At 70.7% G+C, this 16,843-nt stretch carries 14 protein-coding genes; 6 read left to right on the forward strand and 8 right to left on the reverse strand.

All coding sequences use genetic code 11. The features are described 5' to 3' along the window. Window positions 1–78 precede the first annotated feature (78 nt). Window positions 79–873: an SDR family oxidoreductase gene (locus ACP4E5_RS25605; RefSeq protein WP_425832500.1), complete on the reverse strand. Its 795-nt coding sequence runs from the start codon at window positions 871–873 to the stop codon at window positions 79–81. 83 nt (window positions 874–956) lie between these two features. Here ACP4E5_RS25605 and ACP4E5_RS25610 point away from each other — a divergent pair, with 83 nt between their 5' ends. Further along, complete coding sequence (locus tag ACP4E5_RS25610) at window positions 957–1,793, forward strand: hypothetical protein (RefSeq protein WP_425832502.1); 837 nt, start codon at window positions 957–959, stop codon at window positions 1,791–1,793. A 189-nt stretch (window positions 1,794–1,982) separates the two neighbouring features. On the opposite strand, the gene ACP4E5_RS25615 is transcribed toward ACP4E5_RS25610, so the two are convergent. The 3 genes from ACP4E5_RS25615 to ACP4E5_RS25625 all read right to left on the reverse strand — a co-directional run bounded on the left by ACP4E5_RS25615 (window position 1,983) and on the right by ACP4E5_RS25625 (window position 4,357). Beyond that, a complete protein-coding gene (locus tag ACP4E5_RS25615; RefSeq protein ID WP_327662890.1) occupies window positions 1,983–2,183 on the reverse strand; it encodes a DUF397 domain-containing protein in 201 nt (66 codons plus the stop codon). A 259-nt stretch (window positions 2,184–2,442) separates the two neighbouring features. After that, window positions 2,443–3,300: a helix-turn-helix domain-containing protein gene (locus ACP4E5_RS25620; protein WP_425832504.1), complete on the reverse strand. Its 858-nt coding sequence runs from the start codon at window positions 3,298–3,300 to the stop codon at window positions 2,443–2,445. A 319-nt stretch (window positions 3,301–3,619) separates the two neighbouring features. Continuing rightward, a complete protein-coding gene (locus tag ACP4E5_RS25625; RefSeq protein WP_425832507.1) occupies window positions 3,620–4,357 on the reverse strand; it encodes a GOLPH3/VPS74 family protein in 738 nt (245 codons plus the stop codon). A gap of 213 nt (window positions 4,358–4,570) precedes the next feature. Here ACP4E5_RS25625 and ACP4E5_RS25630 point away from each other — a divergent pair, with 213 nt between their 5' ends. Beyond that, on the forward strand, window positions 4,571–7,813 hold the full coding sequence (locus tag ACP4E5_RS25630) for a D-alanyl-D-alanine carboxypeptidase (protein WP_425832509.1): 3,243 nt from the start codon (window positions 4,571–4,573) through the stop codon (window positions 7,811–7,813). Window positions 7,814–7,963: 150 nt separating this feature from the next. Beyond that, window positions 7,964–9,820 carry an MFS transporter gene (locus ACP4E5_RS25635; RefSeq protein ID WP_425832511.1) on the forward strand — a complete coding sequence of 619 codons (1,857 nt, stop codon included), beginning with the start codon at window positions 7,964–7,966 and terminating at the stop codon, window positions 9,818–9,820. Between the two features lie 121 nt (window positions 9,821–9,941). Here the strand turns inward: ACP4E5_RS25635 and dgoD are convergent, their stop codons facing one another. From dgoD to ACP4E5_RS25655, 4 genes are all read right to left on the reverse strand, one after another. Further along, on the reverse strand, window positions 9,942–11,093 hold the full coding sequence (gene dgoD, locus ACP4E5_RS25640; RefSeq protein WP_425832513.1) for a galactonate dehydratase: 1,152 nt from the start codon (window positions 11,091–11,093) through the stop codon (window positions 9,942–9,944). Window positions 11,094–11,175: 82 nt separating this feature from the next. After that, complete coding sequence (locus ACP4E5_RS25645) at window positions 11,176–11,817, reverse strand: bifunctional 4-hydroxy-2-oxoglutarate aldolase/2-dehydro-3-deoxy-phosphogluconate aldolase (RefSeq protein WP_425832515.1); 642 nt, start codon at window positions 11,815–11,817, stop codon at window positions 11,176–11,178. Beyond that, on the reverse strand, window positions 11,805–12,551 hold the full coding sequence (locus ACP4E5_RS25650; RefSeq protein ID WP_425832517.1) for an IclR family transcriptional regulator: 747 nt from the start codon (window positions 12,549–12,551) through the stop codon (window positions 11,805–11,807). The genes ACP4E5_RS25645 and ACP4E5_RS25650 overlap by 13 nt, the downstream gene beginning before the upstream one ends. A gap of 4 nt (window positions 12,552–12,555) precedes the next feature. After that, complete coding sequence (locus ACP4E5_RS25655; RefSeq protein WP_425832519.1) at window positions 12,556–13,473, reverse strand: sugar kinase; 918 nt, start codon at window positions 13,471–13,473, stop codon at window positions 12,556–12,558. A gap of 135 nt (window positions 13,474–13,608) precedes the next feature. Here ACP4E5_RS25655 and ACP4E5_RS25660 point away from each other — a divergent pair, with 135 nt between their 5' ends. The 3 genes from ACP4E5_RS25660 to ACP4E5_RS25670 all read left to right on the forward strand — a co-directional run bounded on the left by ACP4E5_RS25660 (window position 13,609) and on the right by ACP4E5_RS25670 (window position 16,836). Continuing rightward, window positions 13,609–14,943, forward strand: coding sequence for an MFS transporter (locus ACP4E5_RS25660; RefSeq protein WP_425832521.1), 1,335 nt, complete (start codon window positions 13,609–13,611; stop codon window positions 14,941–14,943). A gap of 48 nt (window positions 14,944–14,991) precedes the next feature. After that, window positions 14,992–15,570: a GNAT family N-acetyltransferase gene (locus ACP4E5_RS25665; protein ID WP_425832523.1), complete on the forward strand. Its 579-nt coding sequence runs from the start codon at window positions 14,992–14,994 to the stop codon at window positions 15,568–15,570. Window positions 15,571–15,753: 183 nt separating this feature from the next. Next, window positions 15,754–16,836 (forward strand): GNAT family N-acetyltransferase, encoded by a 1,083-nt coding sequence (locus tag ACP4E5_RS25670; protein WP_425832525.1) that lies wholly within the window; start codon window positions 15,754–15,756, stop codon window positions 16,834–16,836. The last annotated feature ends 7 nt before the right edge of the window (window positions 16,837–16,843 follow it).

Below are 16,843 nucleotides of genomic sequence, written 5' to 3' on the forward strand. Positions count from 1 at the left end.
AGAACGTGGCGGAACTCGGGGAGGTGTGGACGCACCCCGGCTGACCTGCGAAGTCGACAGGTCTCCCGAGTGGGGCGGCTACCGCATGAGCTCCCCTGCGTTCACCAGGAGCTGCTGGCCGGTGATCGCGCGCGCCCGGTCGGAGGCGAGGAACACCGCCGCGTCCGCCACGTCCCCGTCCGTCGCGAGGTCGGGCAGCGCCATCCGCTCGGTGAGCCGCCCGAGCACCTCGGCCTCGGGCACCTTCTCGGTCTGCGCGGTGATCTGGACGTAGGCCTGCACGGGCGGGCCCCACATCCAGCCGGGCAGCACCGTGTTCACCCGGACCCGGTGCGGGCCGACCTCCCGCGCGAGCGAGTACATCGCGCTCGTCAGGGCGCCCTTCGACGCCGCGTACGCCGCCTGCCGGACCTGTGAGGGCGCCGCGATCGCCGACTGCGTCCCGATGAAGACCACGGAGCCGCCGCGCTCCTTGAGGGCGGGCAGGCAGGCGCGGGTCATCCGCAGCGTGCCGAGCAGATTCACGTCGATGACCTTGCTCCAGGTCTCGAAGTCGGCGTCCTGGAGGCCGCCGAAGTAGCTGTCCCAGGCCGCGACGTGGACGATCGCGTCCACACCCCCGAACCGCTCGCGCGCCAGCTCGGCGAGCGCCTCGCACTGCGTCTCGTCGCCGATGTCGGTGGAGCGGAACGCGGTCCGCTTGCCCTCCGGGTCCAACTCCTGTGCGCAGGCAGCGAGATTGGCCTCGGTCCGCGCCCCGAGCACCGCGTTCCCGCCGTCGCGCAGCACGGCCTCCGCCACCTGGCGGCCGAGCCCCGCGCCCACGCCGGAGACGATCACGGTCTTCCCCGCAAGCAGTTCCGCATTCACCATCGGTTCGCCTCCCGGCTCTGGCGTTCTGTCTGACGGGGCGTCAGAGTATGGGCGTCGAACGGGAGATGGAAGGTGTGAGCAGCATGGAGGACACGCACAGCGAGACGTACGCGGAACTGGCGGCCGTCGGACCGTACGGGGTGCGTCCGGGGCACGCCCTGATCACCATGGTCGAACCGCATCCGGGCCGCGAGCACGCGTACAACCGCTGGTACGAGGACGACCACTACTACGCCGGCGCGATGGCCATGCCGTGGATGTACGCGGGGCGCCGCTGGGTCGCCACCCGCGACCTCCAACTCCTGCGCTACCCCGAGAAGTCGGCCGTCGCAGAGCCCGTCACGGCGGGCTGCTACATCTCCACGTACTGGATCACCGAGGGCCGCTACGCCGACCACATGAAGTGGACCGTCGGCATCAACAAGCGGCTCAACCGGGACGACCGCGTCCACCAGGACCGCACGCACGTCTTCACGTCGTTCCAGGACCACGAGGCGACGGTGTACCGGGACGGGGACGAGGGGCCGCGCGACTTCCACGCGCTCGACCACCCGTACCAGGGCCTCGTCGTCGAGGTGATCGACTCGGAAGGTCCGCAGCAGCGCGCCGAGTTGCTGGACTGGCTGCGCACCGAGCACCTGCCGCAGCGGCTCTCCGGCTCGCCCGCCGCGATGGTCACGGTCTTCCGCCCGACACCGCTGCCGGGGGACAAGATGACGTACGTGAAGCAGGTCGAGGGCGTCGACACCCGGCTCACCCTGCTCTGGTTCCTCCAGTCCGACCCGCGCGAGTGCTGGCAGGACCATTTCGCGGGCCTGGGCGGGGCGGTGGCGGCGTCGGGCCTCGGCCGGGTGGAACTGGTCGCCCCGTTCATCCCGACGGTGCCGGGCACGGACCAGTACGTGGACCAGCTGCGCTGACCCTGCGGCCGCTTGCGGACAGCGCCGAGCCCCCTCGGCCAGGACGGCGGACCAGTCGAGAGGGCTCTATCAGTGGTGCTGTGTTGCTGTATTGCTGTGTTTCTGTGATGCGTGTTCCTGTGTTGCGTGGTGCTGTCTTGCGTCGTGCGGTTCTGCGTGTTCGGTTGTCTCACGGAGTTGGCTGGAAGGTCAGCTGTCGACCCTGCTCATCTCCGTGACGAAGGCGCTCCATGAAGCCGGCGCGAACGCCAGGTTCGGACCCTGCGGGTCCTTGGAGTCGCGTACGTCCACGGCGTGGGCGGCGGGAGACTTGATCTCCACGCACGCGCCGTTCCCTGCCGAGTACGAGGACTTGATCCAGGTGGGCTGTGCGCCCTTGGTGATTGCCATGATCTGCTCCGGTCTGGCCAGTGATCCCTTGCTGGGCCGCGGACCTGCCGCGGCTTTGCGCCAACACCTTGTCTGTTGTTGGCGTGATCGACGCTACTCGCCGACCCGGGGCGGCGGTGGGGCCATTCACTCGACCGGATGGCATATTCCAGAGGGGTCTTCCATGAGCCCGTGGGAGAGGTGTACCGTGCGGCGCCCTCCCACGGGCAGGGCCTGGATCAGAGGCCTGAACTCTGCGGTCCGTTACGTGACTTGGACTTCAGCGGGTGTGCCGCTTCGCCGCTTCCAGGATGAACTGCCGGGACTGCTCCACGTTCAGCGCCTGGGCGCGCAGGTGCTCGTACATGACGCTGTACTTCTGCACGTCCTGCGTCTTCTCCAGGTAGAGGTCGCTGGTGACGCCCTCGATGTAGACGACGCTGGAGTCCGCCGCGTCGGGGAACTCGAGAATCGCGTACTGCCCCGTGATCCCCGGGTGCGCGCCCATGTCGAAGGGCAGTACCTGCACCGTGACGTGGGGGAGTCCGGACAGCTCCGCGAGATGCTCCAACTGTTCGCGCATCACGGCGGACCCGCCGACGGCGCGGCGCAGCGCCGCCTCGTCCAGGACCACCCACAGGCGCAACTGGTTGGCCTCGTCGTTGATCCGCTCCTGGCGGCGGATGCGGACCTGCACGCGCTTCTCGACGTCCGTGGGCGAGGCCTCGGGCATCGCGCCCTGGATCAGCGCCTCCGCGTACCCGCGGGTCTGGAGCAGACCGGGGATGCACTGCGACTCGTACACGCGAAGCGACGCCGCGTCGGTCTCCAGGCCGATGTAGACGCTGTACGGAATGTCGCCGAAGGAGTGCCACCAGCCTTGCTGGCGCGAATCCTTGGCCATTTGCATCAGCGAGTCGATGACCCGGTGGTCCTCGACCTCGTACACCCCGCACAGGTCGCGTACGTCGCGCTGGCTGATGCTGCGCCGCCCGTTCTCCAGGCGGCTGATCTTCGACTGGGACACCAGCAGGCGCTCGGCGACCTCTTCTGCGGTCATGCCCTTGAGTTCGCGGAGCCGGCGCAGCTCCTGGCCCAACCGGCGTCGCCTGACGGTGGGATTGACGTTGGACGCCACGGACGTGCACCTCCGGCTACGTGCATTTATCTGTTCTGCATACGTTGCGTGTCTACTGCTCAGCAGATTGCCACCCCGAGGCGGCCCTGCGCTGGGAAACGGCCGATGTGCACGGACGCACATGCGGGGTGCACGTGCCTCCTACGCAGCACAAATGCGACCGCGCGGGGTGACGTGCCGGGGCGTCGTCCTCACGCCCGGCGCATCACCCCGCGCGGTACAGCGGCTCCCGAACCGGTTCTTGGGGACTACGGTGCGGCGCTGTGGTGCTGCGGGTGGTGCTCTGGTGCTACGGGTGGTGCTGGTGGTGCGGTGTCGCCTAGTGGGCCACGGCGCGAGCCATGGAACCCCGGCGTGGCTGCATCGGAACGCCGCGTGCGGGCTCCGGTGCACCACGACCCGCCGGCGGGGCCGGTGAGCGGCGTGGCTGTACCGCCACACCGTTCTGGACGTCCATCACGGCGTGCGCCACGAGTCCGCCCATCGGGTCGTGCCTGATCAGGTCCCGCAGCCGGGAGCGCGAGGACCTGCCCTCGTTGCCCGGATACAGGTGCTTGCCGAGTCCGACCGCATGGGCCAGCGCGGCGAGCGCCGCGGTCCGTGGGTCCGGCGGGACGCCGGTACGGATCGCTGAGTCCAGCCGGGCCCTGATCTCCCGGCTGACCGCCGACTCCGTCGCCTGATAGCGCGTCGTCGGCAGCACCCCGCACATCTGTCCCGCCACGGCATGCACCATGCCGCACCGCTCCAGGTGCGAGAGGTAGGTCTGGCGCAGCCCAAGACGTGGCCCGCCAATCCAGTGGACTGCCCGCACCGGAGCGCCACGCCTTCGCAGCAACTCCAACGCGCAGTCCAGTGTCGGATCTCCGGTCGGCCGTGGTGCCACCACGGCGATACGATCCCCGTCTGGGGCTATCCGTCCGGCCAGCGCCAGCTCTACTAGCTGTGCTCCGGCCAGACCTAGGTCGAGCGACTGCGGCTGCGCTGTGGTACCCGTGGCCGGGTCCAGAGCGAGCAGCAGAAGCTCCTCCGGAATTGTTCTGCGGCTCCTGCCCATCCATGCCTCCCCGCGTGGATGAATGACAGGGTGACCCCTCTCACATTGGTCTGTCGAGAGTGCGTGGGGGGTTTGGACGGGAACCTATAGGTATGTCGTTCTCGTCTACCACGTGGGTTAAGCCCCCACACAGGACACTGGTACATGGTTCGGACAGGGCTGGTCTGTCCGGCGACAAGTGGTTGAGTGGTTCATTCGGTCGAGGAGGCATCGGTGGCGGGGACCCCCGACAAGTCGGGAGAGCACAAGGCGTCGGGAGGTCCGGCACCGGAGGACCCGCGTCTCGCGGTGGCACGGACGCCGTCCGGCGCGGACCCGGATCCGACGCCGGCTCCCGAGGACGCCGGCGACGAGCGTCTGCGGGCGGCGGTCGCGGCGTGGGTGGCAGGCGACGGCGGCTCCGCCGATTCGTCTGCAGTTGCAAAGCCGGACGGTGACGGGGGCTCCGCCGAGCGGGCTGATGCCGCCGCGGCGGCGGACGCCGAGTCCACGGGTGACGATGCCCCGTTGGGCGCCGACGCGGAGCCGGTTGCCGATGGAGCGGCCGGGGCGGGTGCTGAGCCGGTCACCGGCGGCGGGGCGGGCGTCAAGTCCACCGACGAGGCGAAGTCTGGCGACGACGTCCCGGACGCGAAGCCCATCGGCGCCGCCAAGCCCGATGCGGACACCGCCACGTCGGACGCCGAGCCCGACGCCAAGCTTGCTGCGTCGTCCGATGCGAAGGCGGGCAGCAAGCCCGGCGCGAAGCCGACTGCCAAGCCCGACGGCAAGGCTGACGCCAAGGCCGACGGCACGTCCGACGCGGAGGCCGGCGGTAAGTCCGGCGCCAAGCTGGCTGGCGAGCCCGACGGCAAGGCTGAAGTCACGCGCGGCGGCAACGGCGAAGCGAAGGCGGGCAGCGAGGCTGACGCCAAGGTCGACGGCATGTCCGACGCGGAGGCCGGCGGTAAGTCCGGTGCGAAGTCGGCTGCCGAGTCCGGCGCCAAGGCTGACGCCAAGGGTGACGGCACGTCCGACGCGGAGGCCGGCGGTGAGTCTGGAGCGAAGCTGGCTGCCGAGTCCGGCGCCAAGGCTGACGCCAAGGGTGACGGCGCGTCCGACGCGGAGGCCGGCAGCAAGTCCGGCGCGAAGCCGGCTGTCGAGCCCGACGGCAAGGCTGACGTCAAGTCCGGCGCGAATGTGGGCAGCGAAGCCGATGCCAGGGGTGACGGCACGTCCGAGGCGGAGGGTGACGGCAAGCTTGCCGACTCGTCCGATGCGAAGGCGGGCAGCAAGTCCGACGCTACGTCGGCCACCGAGCCCGACGCCAAGGCTGGGAGCAAGTCCGGCGCAAAGCCGGCTGCCCAGTCTGATGCCGAGGGTGACGGCAAGTCGGCCGCCCTGTCCGACGTGAAGGCGGGCACGGCACCCGGCGCCCTGCCAGCCGCTGAGCCCGGCGCCAAGGGCGACGCCAAGGCTGGGAGCAAATCCGGCGCCATGCCGGCCGCCGAGCCCGACGGCAAGCCTGCCGCCACGGCCGACGGCAAGGTCGGCAGCAAGTCCGACGGCGAGCCCGACGCGAAGCCCGACGCCAAGGGCGACGGAGAGGCTGCCGCCAAGGCCGACGGAGAGGCTGCCGCCAAGGCCGACGCCAAGGCCGACGGAGAGGCTGCCGCCAAGGCCGACGCCAAGGCCGACGCCGCGGGTGGTGGCAAGGCCGACGTAAAGCCTGGCGGCAAGACTGACGCGAAGGGCGACGCCACTGGTGACCGCCCGTCCGACGGCAAGGCTGACGGCACGGGCGGCGGCAAGTCCGGCGCGAAGGCTGTCGCCGAGGCCGAGGCCGACGCCAAGGCCGACGCCGCGGGTGGTGGCAAGGCCGATAGTGAGGCGTCTGCCAAGAGTGGTGGGGCGTCTGGCAAGAGTGGTGAGGTGCTCGCCGAGGGGGGTGGGAAGGTCGGCTCGGCCGCGGGGGTTGATCAGGCGACTGCTGTGTTCAAGGCTGTGCCGCCACCCGTGGATCAGCCGACCACCACGCTCAAGGCGGCCGGGACCGCGAAGAGCAGTAAGTTCGTGCCGCTCAAGTCGTTGGACGAGGGCGCGGCCACGGGCAAGGAGCTGCCGCCGGAGGCCGAGCAGCCCACCGTCGAACCGGCCGAGCGGACCACGCAGCAGCCGTTGCCGCCGAAGCCGCCGCTCGACCTGCTCGCCGAGCTGACCAACACCCCGCCGCCCCCGGAGACCCGGGTCCGTACCGCGGTGCGCCGCGTCAAGGTGTGGACGCCGATCGTCATCCTGCTGGTCATCGTGTTCGGGGTTGTGCAGGCCGTCCGCCCGCTGCCGACGCCGAGTCTCTCGCTCACCACCGACGCCACGTACAGCTTCGACGGCGACAAGGCGTCCCTGCCGTGGCCGGACGAGGGCCAGGGCTGGATGGACGTCCAGGGCATCGGGACCATGGACAACTTCGGCAAGCAGACGCCCGTGCCGGTCGGTTCCGTCGCCAAGTCCATGACCGCGTACATCGTGCTCAAGGACCACCCGCTGAAGAAGGGTGCCGACGGGCCGGACATCACCGTCGACGCCACCGCCGAGAAGGAGGGCGGCTACGACGCCGACGGGCAGAACGAGTCGACGCTCAACACCGTCAAGGAGGGCGACAAGATCTCCGAGAAGGACGCGCTCGCGGCGGTCATGATCCCGTCCGCGAACAACATCGCGCGTCTGCTGGCCCGTTGGGACGCCGGCTCCGAGGCGGCGTTCGTCAAGAAGATGAACGCCACCGCCAAGAAGCTCGGCATGAAGAACACCACGTACACCGACCCCTCCGGCCTCAAGGAGAGCACCGTCTCCACCGCCCAGGACCAGGTGAAGCTCGGCAACGAGCTGGTGCAGATTCCGGCGTTGACGGACATCACCAAGTTGCCCACCTGGACCGACCCGTCCGGCAAGAAGTGGACCAACTACAACCGCCTCGTGCCGTACGACGGTGCCATCGGCATCAAGACCGGTACGACGACCAAGGCCGGCGGCAACCTGCTCTTCGCCGCCACCAAGGACGCGGGCGGCTCGACCGTCACCGTCGTCGGCGCGGTCCTCGGCCAGCACAAGGCGCCGATCATCGACACGGTCAACGCGGTCAGCAAGACCGCGATGCTCGCCGCCCAGGACGCGGTCACCTCGTCGACGGTCCTCAAGAAGGGCGATGTCGTCGGGTACGTGGACGACCAGCTCGGCGGGCACACCCCGGTCACCGTCACGAAGGACGTGAAGGCCGTCGGCTGGGCTGGCAAGACCGTGCACCTGCAACTCGCCGAGCAGGACGGCAAGTCCGTGCCGCACACGGGCAAGGCAGGGGACACCGTCGGCGTGCTCGCGGTCGGCGACGGTGAGGGCGGCGCCGTGGAGGTGCCGGTGGCCCTTCAGAAGAGCCTCACCGAGCCCGGATTCGGCGCGAAGCTGACCCGCGTCGGCTGACCGCCCCGGTATCGCCCGTGGGAGGCCGATTCCCGTCGGCCTCCCACGGCGCCCGTCCGCGCACGCCGTGCTAGCGTCGCGAGACCGGGCAGGCGGGGGACGCCCACCCGTTCATTCACAACGGCACACGGGTAAACGGGAGTGTAGGGAGTGGCCACAGCGAGGCCGACGCGCGCCGACGACGCGAAGCCCGGGTCGGGCAGGGGCCGCCCCCGGATACGGCTCCCCGAACAGCAGCACGCAGGACCCCCCGAGGCCGACGCGGTCGCCGACGCGCCGGGCGGCGTCGCCCGCCTGAAGCGCCTGGCCCGGCATCCGGTCACCGTCGTCACGCTGACCGCCGCGCTCCTCCACGTCATCTGGTTCTTCACGTTCGCGAACAGCGGCGGGGACCTCGCGGCGCAGGACGCCTGGGCCGAGTTCGTCGGCCGGCACCCCGACTCCGCGTACAACCTCGCCTGGTACGGCGGCATGCACCCGGTGTCGTACAGCGTGGTCTCGCCGTATCTGATGTCGGTGTTCGGCGTGCGCACCACGATGATGGGCGCGGGCACGCTCTCGGCGGCCCTGCTGACCATGATCCTGATCCGTACGCGGGTGGTGGCGAAGCCCCTGTGGCCGGCCCTCGCCGGTGTCTTCGCCCTTCTCTGCAACGCCGCGTCGGGCCGCGTCACGTTCGGCCTCGGCATGATGTTCGGGCTCGCGGCGACGGCCGCCGTGTTCTGCTGGCCGTACCGCTGGCGCTACAAGCGCTGGGCGAAGGCGCTCGTCGCCGCGCCGCTCGCGGGCATCGCGACCGCCTGCTCGCCGGTGGCGGGGCTCTTCGTCGGGCTCGTCGCCGTGGCGCTGTTCCTTCAGAAGCGGCGGCCCGGCGCGTACGCGCTCGGGCTCGCGCCGACCGCCGTCGTCGTGCTGTCGGCGTGGCTGTTCCCGTTCTCCGGCACGCAGCCGATGTCGTTCGGGTCGGCGCTGCTGCCGATGGCGTACGGGGTCCTCGTGTACGTCCTCGTGCCCAAGGAGTGGGTGACGGTCCGGATCACGTCCGCCGTCTACGCCCTGTCCGTGCTCCTGGTGTGGCTGATCAGTTCGCAGATCGGCTCCAACATCACCCGGCTCCCGATGCTGTTCGCGGGCGTCGCGCTGCTCGCGGCGCTGCCGTTCACGGCTCCGCGCTCGCGCAAGTGGTACGTCATCGTGGTCACGTTCGTCGCCTTCAACGCGTGGATCGGCTTCAAGTCGGTCGACGACGTCGTGCGTACGACGCCGGCCGCCTCCTGGGCCCGCGAACTGGCTCCGCTCGTCAACGAGTTGCAGGAGGTCAAGGCCGAGCACGGACGCGTAGAGGTGGTGCCCGCCCGCTCGCACCGCGAGGCCTCCGCGCTCGCCCCGTACGTGAACCTGGCGCGCGGCTGGAACCGGCAGGCCGACATGGAGCGCAACCCGCTCTTCTACGACGACACCCTCAACTCGGCGAACTACCGCGAGTGGCTGCGGCGCTGGGCCGTGCACTACGTGGTGCTGCCCAAGGACGAACCGGACGGCAAGGGCGCCGAGCGCGAGCGGCAGCTGGTGCGGCGCGGGCTGCCGTATCTCAAGCAGGTGTGGGGCGACGCCAACTGGCAGCTGTTCGCCGTCACGGACCCGACGCCGCTCGCCGAGCCGCACGCGGTCGTCGACGCGGCGGAACAGGGCGAGCTGACCATCGAGGTGACCCGGCCGGGCCGTGTGCTGATCCGCGTCCCGTACTCGCCGTGGCTCTCGGTCGTCGACGCCAAGGGCAAGAGCCTGGGCGCGCCCAAGGAGACGGAGGCGTCGAAGCGGGCGCGGGAGACGGACGACTCCGTCCCCAAGCGGTTCCGGAACGTGTACGGGTGCCTCATGGAGACCGAGAAGGACGCGGCCGGGGACGCGTGGACGGAGCTGTTGGCGCCGAAGGCCGGAACGTATCGCCTCGCGGCGCCCTACCAGTTGCCCCGCGGCACACCGTGTCCGGAGGAGCTCCGGTAATTCAAGCCCCTGCGGCGATTGAGCAGGCGGTTCCGCGGGGTTGCGGCCTCGGGGCTCTGCCCCGGACCCCGCTGCTCAATCGCCGCAGGGGCTTGAGCAGCGGGGGCTCAAGAGGACGTGATCACCACTCCGCGAAAGAACCATCCGCGTGGCGCCAGATCGGGTTGTGCCAGCGATGACCTGACGCAGCCGCCTTGATCACGGCCTGCTCGTCGACCTCGATACCGAGACCCGGCGCGGTCAACCGCGCCATGTGGCCGTCCGTGGAGTCGAAGGCGAAGACGGACGGGTCGACGAGGTAGTCGCCGAGGTCGGAGCCCACGTTGTAGTGGATGCCGAGGCTGGTCTCCTGGATGAACGCGTTCGGGGAGGCGAAGTCGACCTGGAGGCAGGCTGCCAGCGCGATCGGGCCCAGCGGGCAGTGCGGGGCCAGGCCCACGCCGTGCACCTCGGCCTGCGCGGCGATCCGCCGGGTCTCGGAGATGCCGCCCGCGTGCGACAGGTCGGGCTGCGCGAGCGCGATGCCGGAACGCAGCACCGGGTCGAAGTCCCAGCGGGAGAAGAGGCGTTCGCCGGTGGCGACCGGGATGGACGTCGACGCCGTGAAATCGGCGTACTGGGAGGTGAGTTCGGGGAGCAGCGGCTCCTCGATGAACATCGGGCGCAGCGGTTCGAGGGCCTGGGCGAGCTGCTTGGCCAGGGCGGGCGAGGTGCGACCGTGGAAGTCGACGGCGACGCCTCCGTCCGGCCCGAGCACGTCCCGCACGGAGGCGACGCGCTCGACGACCGCGTCGATCTCGCGCGAGGTCTCGAGGTGCCGCATCTTGCCGCCGACGTTCATCTTCACGGCCCGGTAGCCCTGTTCGAGGCGCTGCGCCGCGTGCTCGGCGGCCTCGCTCGGGTCGTCGCCGCCGATCCATGAGTACATCCGCATCCGGTCGCGGACGGCGCCGCCCAGCAGATCGTGGACCGGGACGCCGTGGTACTTGCCCTTGATGTCCCACAGGGCCTGGTCGATCCCGGACACGGCGGACGACAGGACGGGCCCGCCCCGGTAGAACCCGCCCTTCGTCATGACCTGCCAGTGGTCCTCGATCCGGAGGGGGTCCTGCCCGACGAGGTAGTCGCTCAGCTCGTCGACCGCGGCGGCGACGGTGTGCGCGCGCCCCTCGACAACGGGCTCCCCCCACCCGGTGATCCCTTCATCGGTCTCCACCTTGAGGAACAGCCAACGGGGAGCAACAAGGTAGGTGGTGAGCGAGGTGATCTTCATGGTGACTCCAAAAGTTCAGGTGGGCACAATCAAGCCCCTGCGGCGCTTGAGCAGCGGGGTCCGGGGCAGAGCCCCGTGACGCTCACTCCTGTGACCGCAACAGTTCAGCCAGCAAGGAGAGCTGCGCCGGATCCTCAAGCGCCGAACCAACAGCGACGACCTTGGCCCCCGCCGACAGATAAGCGGAAGCGTTCCCCGCGTCCATCCCGCCCGTGGCCACGAACGGCACCTCCGGGAACGGCCCCCGCATCGCGCGGAACCAGTCCGCCCCGAGCACGCTCGCCGGGAACGCCTTCAGCCACGTGAGCCCGATGGCCCGCGCCGCCTGCACATCCGTGGCCGTGGCCACGCCGGGCAGATGCGGCAGCCCGGCCGCGACGCTCGCCCGCGCCACTTCCACGTCGAGCCCCGGGGCCACCGTGAACGCGGCGCCCGCGTCCACCGCCCATCCGAGCCGCTCGGCCGTGGTGACCGTGCCCGCGCCGACCGGCTTGCCGCGCTCGGCCCCGGCGGCGACGACCGCGCCGAGCACCCGCGCGGCCTCCTCGGTCTGCACGGGGACCTCGACGCACTCGATGCCCAGGTCCCAGGCTCGTACGGCGAGTTCGACGGATTTGTCGGCCGACATGCCGCGCAGGATCGCCATCACCGGCACCCCGGCGAACAGCTCATCGAACGTGGTGGGCCTGTCAGTGGTGGGCCTATCGGTGTTCACGGACGCCATCCCAGCTCCTTGGAGATCGTGTCGGCGGTGGTCATGAGGTCGGGCAGCACTTCGGATTCGAGGGCGCCCAGGTCCGCCTTCGCCTTGAGCGCGGTGACGGACGCGGCGGCGACGACCTCGCCGCTGCTGTCCCGTACGGGTACGGCGACGCAGTTCACGAAGTCCTCGTACTCGCCGTCGTCGACGGCCCAGCCGCGGGTCCTGGTCTCGGCGAGGGCCTTGCGGTAGGCGTCGGGGGAGGTGATCGTCGTGGTGGTGTGCGGCGCGAAGTCGCAGTCGGCAAGCATCGCGTCGGCCCGCTCCCGGGGTACGTACGCGAGGATCGCCTTGGCGACTCCGGCGGTGTGCAGGGTGACCGGGCGGCCGATCTGCGAGTAGAGCCGCACCCCGTCGACGGGGTCGACCTTGTCCACGTAGACGATCCGCTCGCCCTCCAGGGCGGCGAGGTGCACGGTGTGCCCGCAGCGTTCGCCGAGCAGCCGCAGGTGTTCGCCGGCGACGTCCTTCAGCCCGAACTGTTCCAGGGCGAGGTGGGCGAGCCCGGCGAGCCGGTGCCCGACCGCGTACCGGCCGTCGGGCAGCCGGCGTGCGAGGCCGCCCTCGGTCAGGGACTCCAGGATGCGCAGGGCGGTCGAGCGGTGCACGCCGAGGTGCTCGCCGACCTCGGTCTGGGTGCGCGGGCGGCGGGCGACGAACTCGAGGATGTCGATGGCGCGACGGACGGTCTGTGACATGGGATCAGTGTCCTTGGCCTTCGAGCGGGCCGTCGGCGGGCACGTAGTCCTCGATGCTGCGCAGCGTCCGCCCGGCGAGCCGGTGCCCGAGCGCGAGCCGCTCGGCCGGCGCGGCCCCGTCGAGCAGGCCGCTCAGATATCCGGCGGCGAAGGCGTCACCCGCGCCGACGGCCTCGACGACGTCGACGGCGGGCGCGGCCACGAACTCGCCCCCGGCGCCGGTGAATTCGGTGGCCCCCACGTCCCCGTCCTTGACCACGAGCGTGCCGCGCGGCGCGAGGTGGTCCCGTACGTCCTCGGCGGTGGCGGTGTCCCACAGCGTCTCGGCCTCGTCGCGCCCGACGAGCACGATGTCGGCGCGGCGGGCGAGTCCGCGCAGCGTCTCGGCCGCCGTCTCGCGTGAACTCCACAGCGCGGGGCGGTGGTTGACGTCGAACGAGACGAGCGTCCCGCTGTCCGCCGCCCGCGCCATGAGGGTGTCCACGAGCTCTGCGCAGCCGTCCGACAGGGCCGGAGTGATCCCGGTGAGGTGCAGCAGTCGTACGTCCGTCAGGTCGACGCGGTCCGCGTCGGCCGGTGTCATCCGGGACGCGGCCGAGCCCGCCCGGTAGTAGTGCACGCGGGTGCCGTCCGGGCCCGGGTCCTTGAAGTACACGCCGGTGGGGGCGGCCGGATCGGCGCGCACCCCGTCCACGCGGACGCCGCGCGAGGCGACCGCCGCGACGATCCGCCGCCCGAACGGATCGTCCCCGACCCGGCTCACCCACGCGGCCTCGTGCCCGAGGTCCGCGAGGTACTGCGCCACCGTCGACTCGGCGCCGGCGACCGCGAGCCGCAGCTCCCGGCTCCGCTCAAGACCCTCGCCGTCGGCGGGGGTGACCTGCGCCATCGTCTCGCCGAGGCAGATCGCCTTACCGGGCATTCGCCGTCCCTCCATTGACATCCCGCTGGGGTCATGAAGAACATTAGCAGCCCTTGCGCAACAGGCGTGCATATGTTGCAACACGAGGGTCCCGCGTTGCCCCCGAGTGTTGAACGAATGTGGAAAGGGAGTGAGATGAGCCCGACGACGAGCACATCCACCCGCAAGGAGACCGCCGCGCCGAAGGTCATGAGCGCGCGCACCCGCCAGCGCCGCACCGCGGCCGCGAGCGTCGTCGGCTCGATCCTCGAGTGGTACGACTTCTTCCTCTTCGGCGCGTCGGCCGCGCTCGTCTTCAACAAGGTCTTCTTCCCGGACGTATCGCCGTTCGCGGCGACCCTCGCCTCGTTCGCGACCTTCGGGCTCGGCTTCGCCGTGCGCCCCATCGGCGGCCTCGTCCTGGCCCACCTCGGCGACCGCATCGGCCGCCGACCGGTCCTGATCCTCACCGTGATCCTGATGGGCGCCGGCACCCTCGCCATCGGCTTCCTGCCGACGTACCACCAGATCGGCATCTGGGCCCCGGTCCTCCTCGTGTTCTGCCGGATGATGCAGGGCTTCGGCGTCGGCGCCGAGCTCGGCGGCGCGTACGTCATGTCGACGGAGGCGGCCGAGGACGGCAAGCGCGGGTTCTACGGTTCGCTGCCCGGCGCCGGCGAGTTCATCGGCGTCGTCATCGCCTCCGGCGCGGTGGCCGCCGTCTCGACCCTCCCCGATGACGACTTCCTGAGCTGGGGCTGGCGCATCCCGTTCCTGGCCAGCGCCCTCGTCGTCGTCATCGCCCTGCTGATCCGCAACGCCGCGCCCGAGACCGAGGAGTTCGAGCAGGCCCGGGACAGCGGCAAGCGCGAGAAGCTCCCCGTGCTCGCCGCGATCAAGACCCGCCCCAAGGCGATCGCCCTGCTCATCGGCTCCGGCTGCGCCACCGCCATCGCCTCGTACGCGATCCAGGGCTACCTGCCCAGCTACCTCACCAACCAGCTGGGCCTCTCCTCGGGCACCTCCGTCCTCGGCATCACCATCGCCTCGGCGGTCTCGATCCTCACGATCCCCCTGGCGGGCGCGCTCTCCGACCGGATCGGCCGCAAGCCGGTGATGATCGGCGGCGCGGTGGCGATCACGCTCTTCGCGTACCCCTTCTTCTGGCTGGTGGACACGCGCGAGCCGTGGCTGATCTACCTCGCGATCACCGTCGCCTTCGCGCTCATGCTCAACTCGATCTTCGCGGTCACCGGCACGTTCTACGCGGAGTCGCTGCCGACCGAGGTCCGCTACAGCGGTCTGGTCTTCGTCCGCGAGATCAACGGCGTGATCTTCGCGGGGACTTCGCCCTTCGTGGCGACGCTCCTGGTCGACGCGGGCGGCGACCGCCCCTGGTACCTGGCCGGATACATGGCGCTGGCCGGCCTCGCGAGCGCGCTGTGCGTGTGGCGGCTCCCGGAGACGGCACCGGTCCGCACCCAGGACTGACCCGGAATCCGGGTGCGCGGGCGGCGCGATCCGGTCATGATGCGGATCATGCCTTTCGACACCAAACCCGTCATCGAGCCGGGCGCCCTGGCGTCGGTCCCGCAGCCGACGCTCCGCTCGGCCGACGGCGAACTCGTCCTGCGCACACCGGTGTTCGACGACGCACAGGCCGTCCACGACGCCTTCCAGGACCCGGTCCTGCGCTACTGGCACATCCGCGGCATGGATTCCCTGGACGAGGCGCGCGGCTGGATCGAGCAGGCCCGCACGGCCTGGCGGGAGGAGAAGTCGGCCCAGTGGATCGTGGCGGGCGCCGCCGACGACGCCCCGCTCGGCCGCATGGCGCTGCGCGAGATGAACTTCCTGGACGGCGTCGCCGAGGTCGCCTACTGGGTGCTGCCCGGGGCCCGTGGGGCGGGAGTGGCGCCCAGGGCCCTGGACGCGCTCACGGACTGGGCGTTCACCCTGGGTTTCCACCGCCTCGACCTCCAGCACTCCACCCGCAACGAGCCCTCGTGCCGGGTGGCGCTCAAGGCCGGCTACGCGCTGGAGGGCACCCGGCACAGCTCGGCACTGCACACGGACGGCTGGCACGACATGCACGTCCACATGCGGCTCAACTCGTAGGCGACAGCCTCCGGTTGCGTGTCCGAAGTGCCCGAAGGGCCCTTGACAGCGTGCGTACTGTTTCGCGACCTTTGAGCCCTCTGGGGGAAGAGGGGGGCTCATGAGCGGCACGCTCACGTATCGACGCACGTATCCGGTTACCGGTGGACCAGGCGCCTGCGCTGAGGGGCGGTCGAACCGACGTTGAACATCACGACGTACAGAGCCGACGAGCTCAGCGCGTCCCTGCGTACGGCCTGGCACGAGACGATGGAGCACTCTCCGGACTACCAGAACCCGTTCCTGTCACCGGAGTTCGCGGAGGGGGTCGCCAGGTTCAAGGGCCGCGCGCACGTGGCGGTGCTGCGCGAGGGCGCCGAACCCGTCGGCTTCTTCCCGTACGAGAAGGGGCCCGCGGGCATCGGCCGCGCCATCGGCATGGGCCTGTCCGACTGCCAGGCCCTGGTGCACAGGCCCGGGGTCACCTGGGACGTCCGCCAACTCCTGCGCGCCTGCGGGCTGTCGGTCTTCGAGTTCGACCACCTCATCGAGGAGCAGAGACCCTTCGGCCGCTACGTCACCGGCACCTTCGCCTCACCCGTCCTCGACCTGAAGGACGGCAGCCACGAGACGTACGAGGAGTGGCTGAAGGCGACCTATCCCGGCCAGGCCAAGACGACCCTGAAGAAGGAGCGCCGCCTGTCCCGCAACGTGGGGCCGATGCGCTTCGTCTACGACGAGCGGGACCCGGCGGTCCTGCGCCAGCTGATGCGCTGGAAATCGGCCCAGTACCGCCGCACCGGCCGCATGGACCGCTTCGCCCGCCCCTGGATCGTGGACCTGACCGACCACCTCTTCCAGGTCCGAGAGGACCACTTCACCGGAGTCCTCTCGGTCGTCTACGCGGGTGACCGCCCGGTCGCGGCGCACTTCGGCCCAACGTCCAAGACGGTCTTCGCGGCCTGGTTCACCGCGTACGACCCGGAGTTCAGCTACTACTCGCCCGGCCTCCTCATGCATCTGCGCATGGTCGAGGCCGCGGGCCGCCAGGGCATCCGGCTGATGGACTGGGGCCGCGGCGAGAAGGAGTACAAGGACTGGCTGAAGACCCGCGAACTCCGCGTCGCCGAGGGCTTCGCGACCCGGCCCCACCCGGCCGCGGCCGCCCACCGCCTCTGGCGCCGCCCGGTCCGCGGACTGCGCAACACGGTGCTGGCGCATCCGGAACTGCGGGAGCGGGCGGACCGGCTGCTGCGGACGGTGGGCTCGATGCGCCAGCGGCCGTGAGCCGGCC

This window comes from Streptomyces fractus, from assembly GCF_049844455.1.
Taxonomy (GTDB): domain Bacteria; phylum Actinomycetota; class Actinomycetes; order Streptomycetales; family Streptomycetaceae; genus Streptomyces; species Streptomyces fractus.

What these genes read in the sequence shown, in the direction of transcription:
- ACP4E5_RS25605 (WP_425832500.1), bottom strand. Translation starts at nt 873, where the DNA reads ATGGTGAATGCGGAACTGCTTGCGGGGAAGACCGTGATCGTCTCCGGC.
- ACP4E5_RS25610 (WP_425832502.1), top strand. Translation starts at nt 957, where the DNA reads ATGGAGGACACGCACAGCGAGACGTACGCGGAACTGGCGGCCGTCGGA.
- ACP4E5_RS25615 (WP_327662890.1), bottom strand. Translation starts at nt 2,183, where the DNA reads ATGGCAATCACCAAGGGCGCACAGCCCACCTGGATCAAGTCCTCGTAC.
- ACP4E5_RS25625 (WP_425832507.1), bottom strand. Translation starts at nt 4,357, where the DNA reads ATGGGCAGGAGCCGCAGAACAATTCCGGAGGAGCTTCTGCTGCTCGCT.
- dgoD (WP_425832513.1), bottom strand. Translation starts at nt 11,093, where the DNA reads ATGAAGATCACCTCGCTCACCACCTACCTTGTTGCTCCCCGTTGGCTG.
- ACP4E5_RS25645 (WP_425832515.1), bottom strand. Translation starts at nt 11,817, where the DNA reads ATGGCGTCCGTGAACACCGATAGGCCCACCACTGACAGGCCCACCACG.
- ACP4E5_RS25650 (WP_425832517.1), bottom strand. Translation starts at nt 12,551, where the DNA reads ATGTCACAGACCGTCCGTCGCGCCATCGACATCCTCGAGTTCGTCGCC.
- ACP4E5_RS25655 (WP_425832519.1), bottom strand. Translation starts at nt 13,473, where the DNA reads ATGCCCGGTAAGGCGATCTGCCTCGGCGAGACGATGGCGCAGGTCACC.
- ACP4E5_RS25660 (WP_425832521.1), top strand. Translation starts at nt 13,609, where the DNA reads ATGAGCCCGACGACGAGCACATCCACCCGCAAGGAGACCGCCGCGCCG.
- ACP4E5_RS25665 (WP_425832523.1), top strand. Translation starts at nt 14,992, where the DNA reads ATGCCTTTCGACACCAAACCCGTCATCGAGCCGGGCGCCCTGGCGTCG.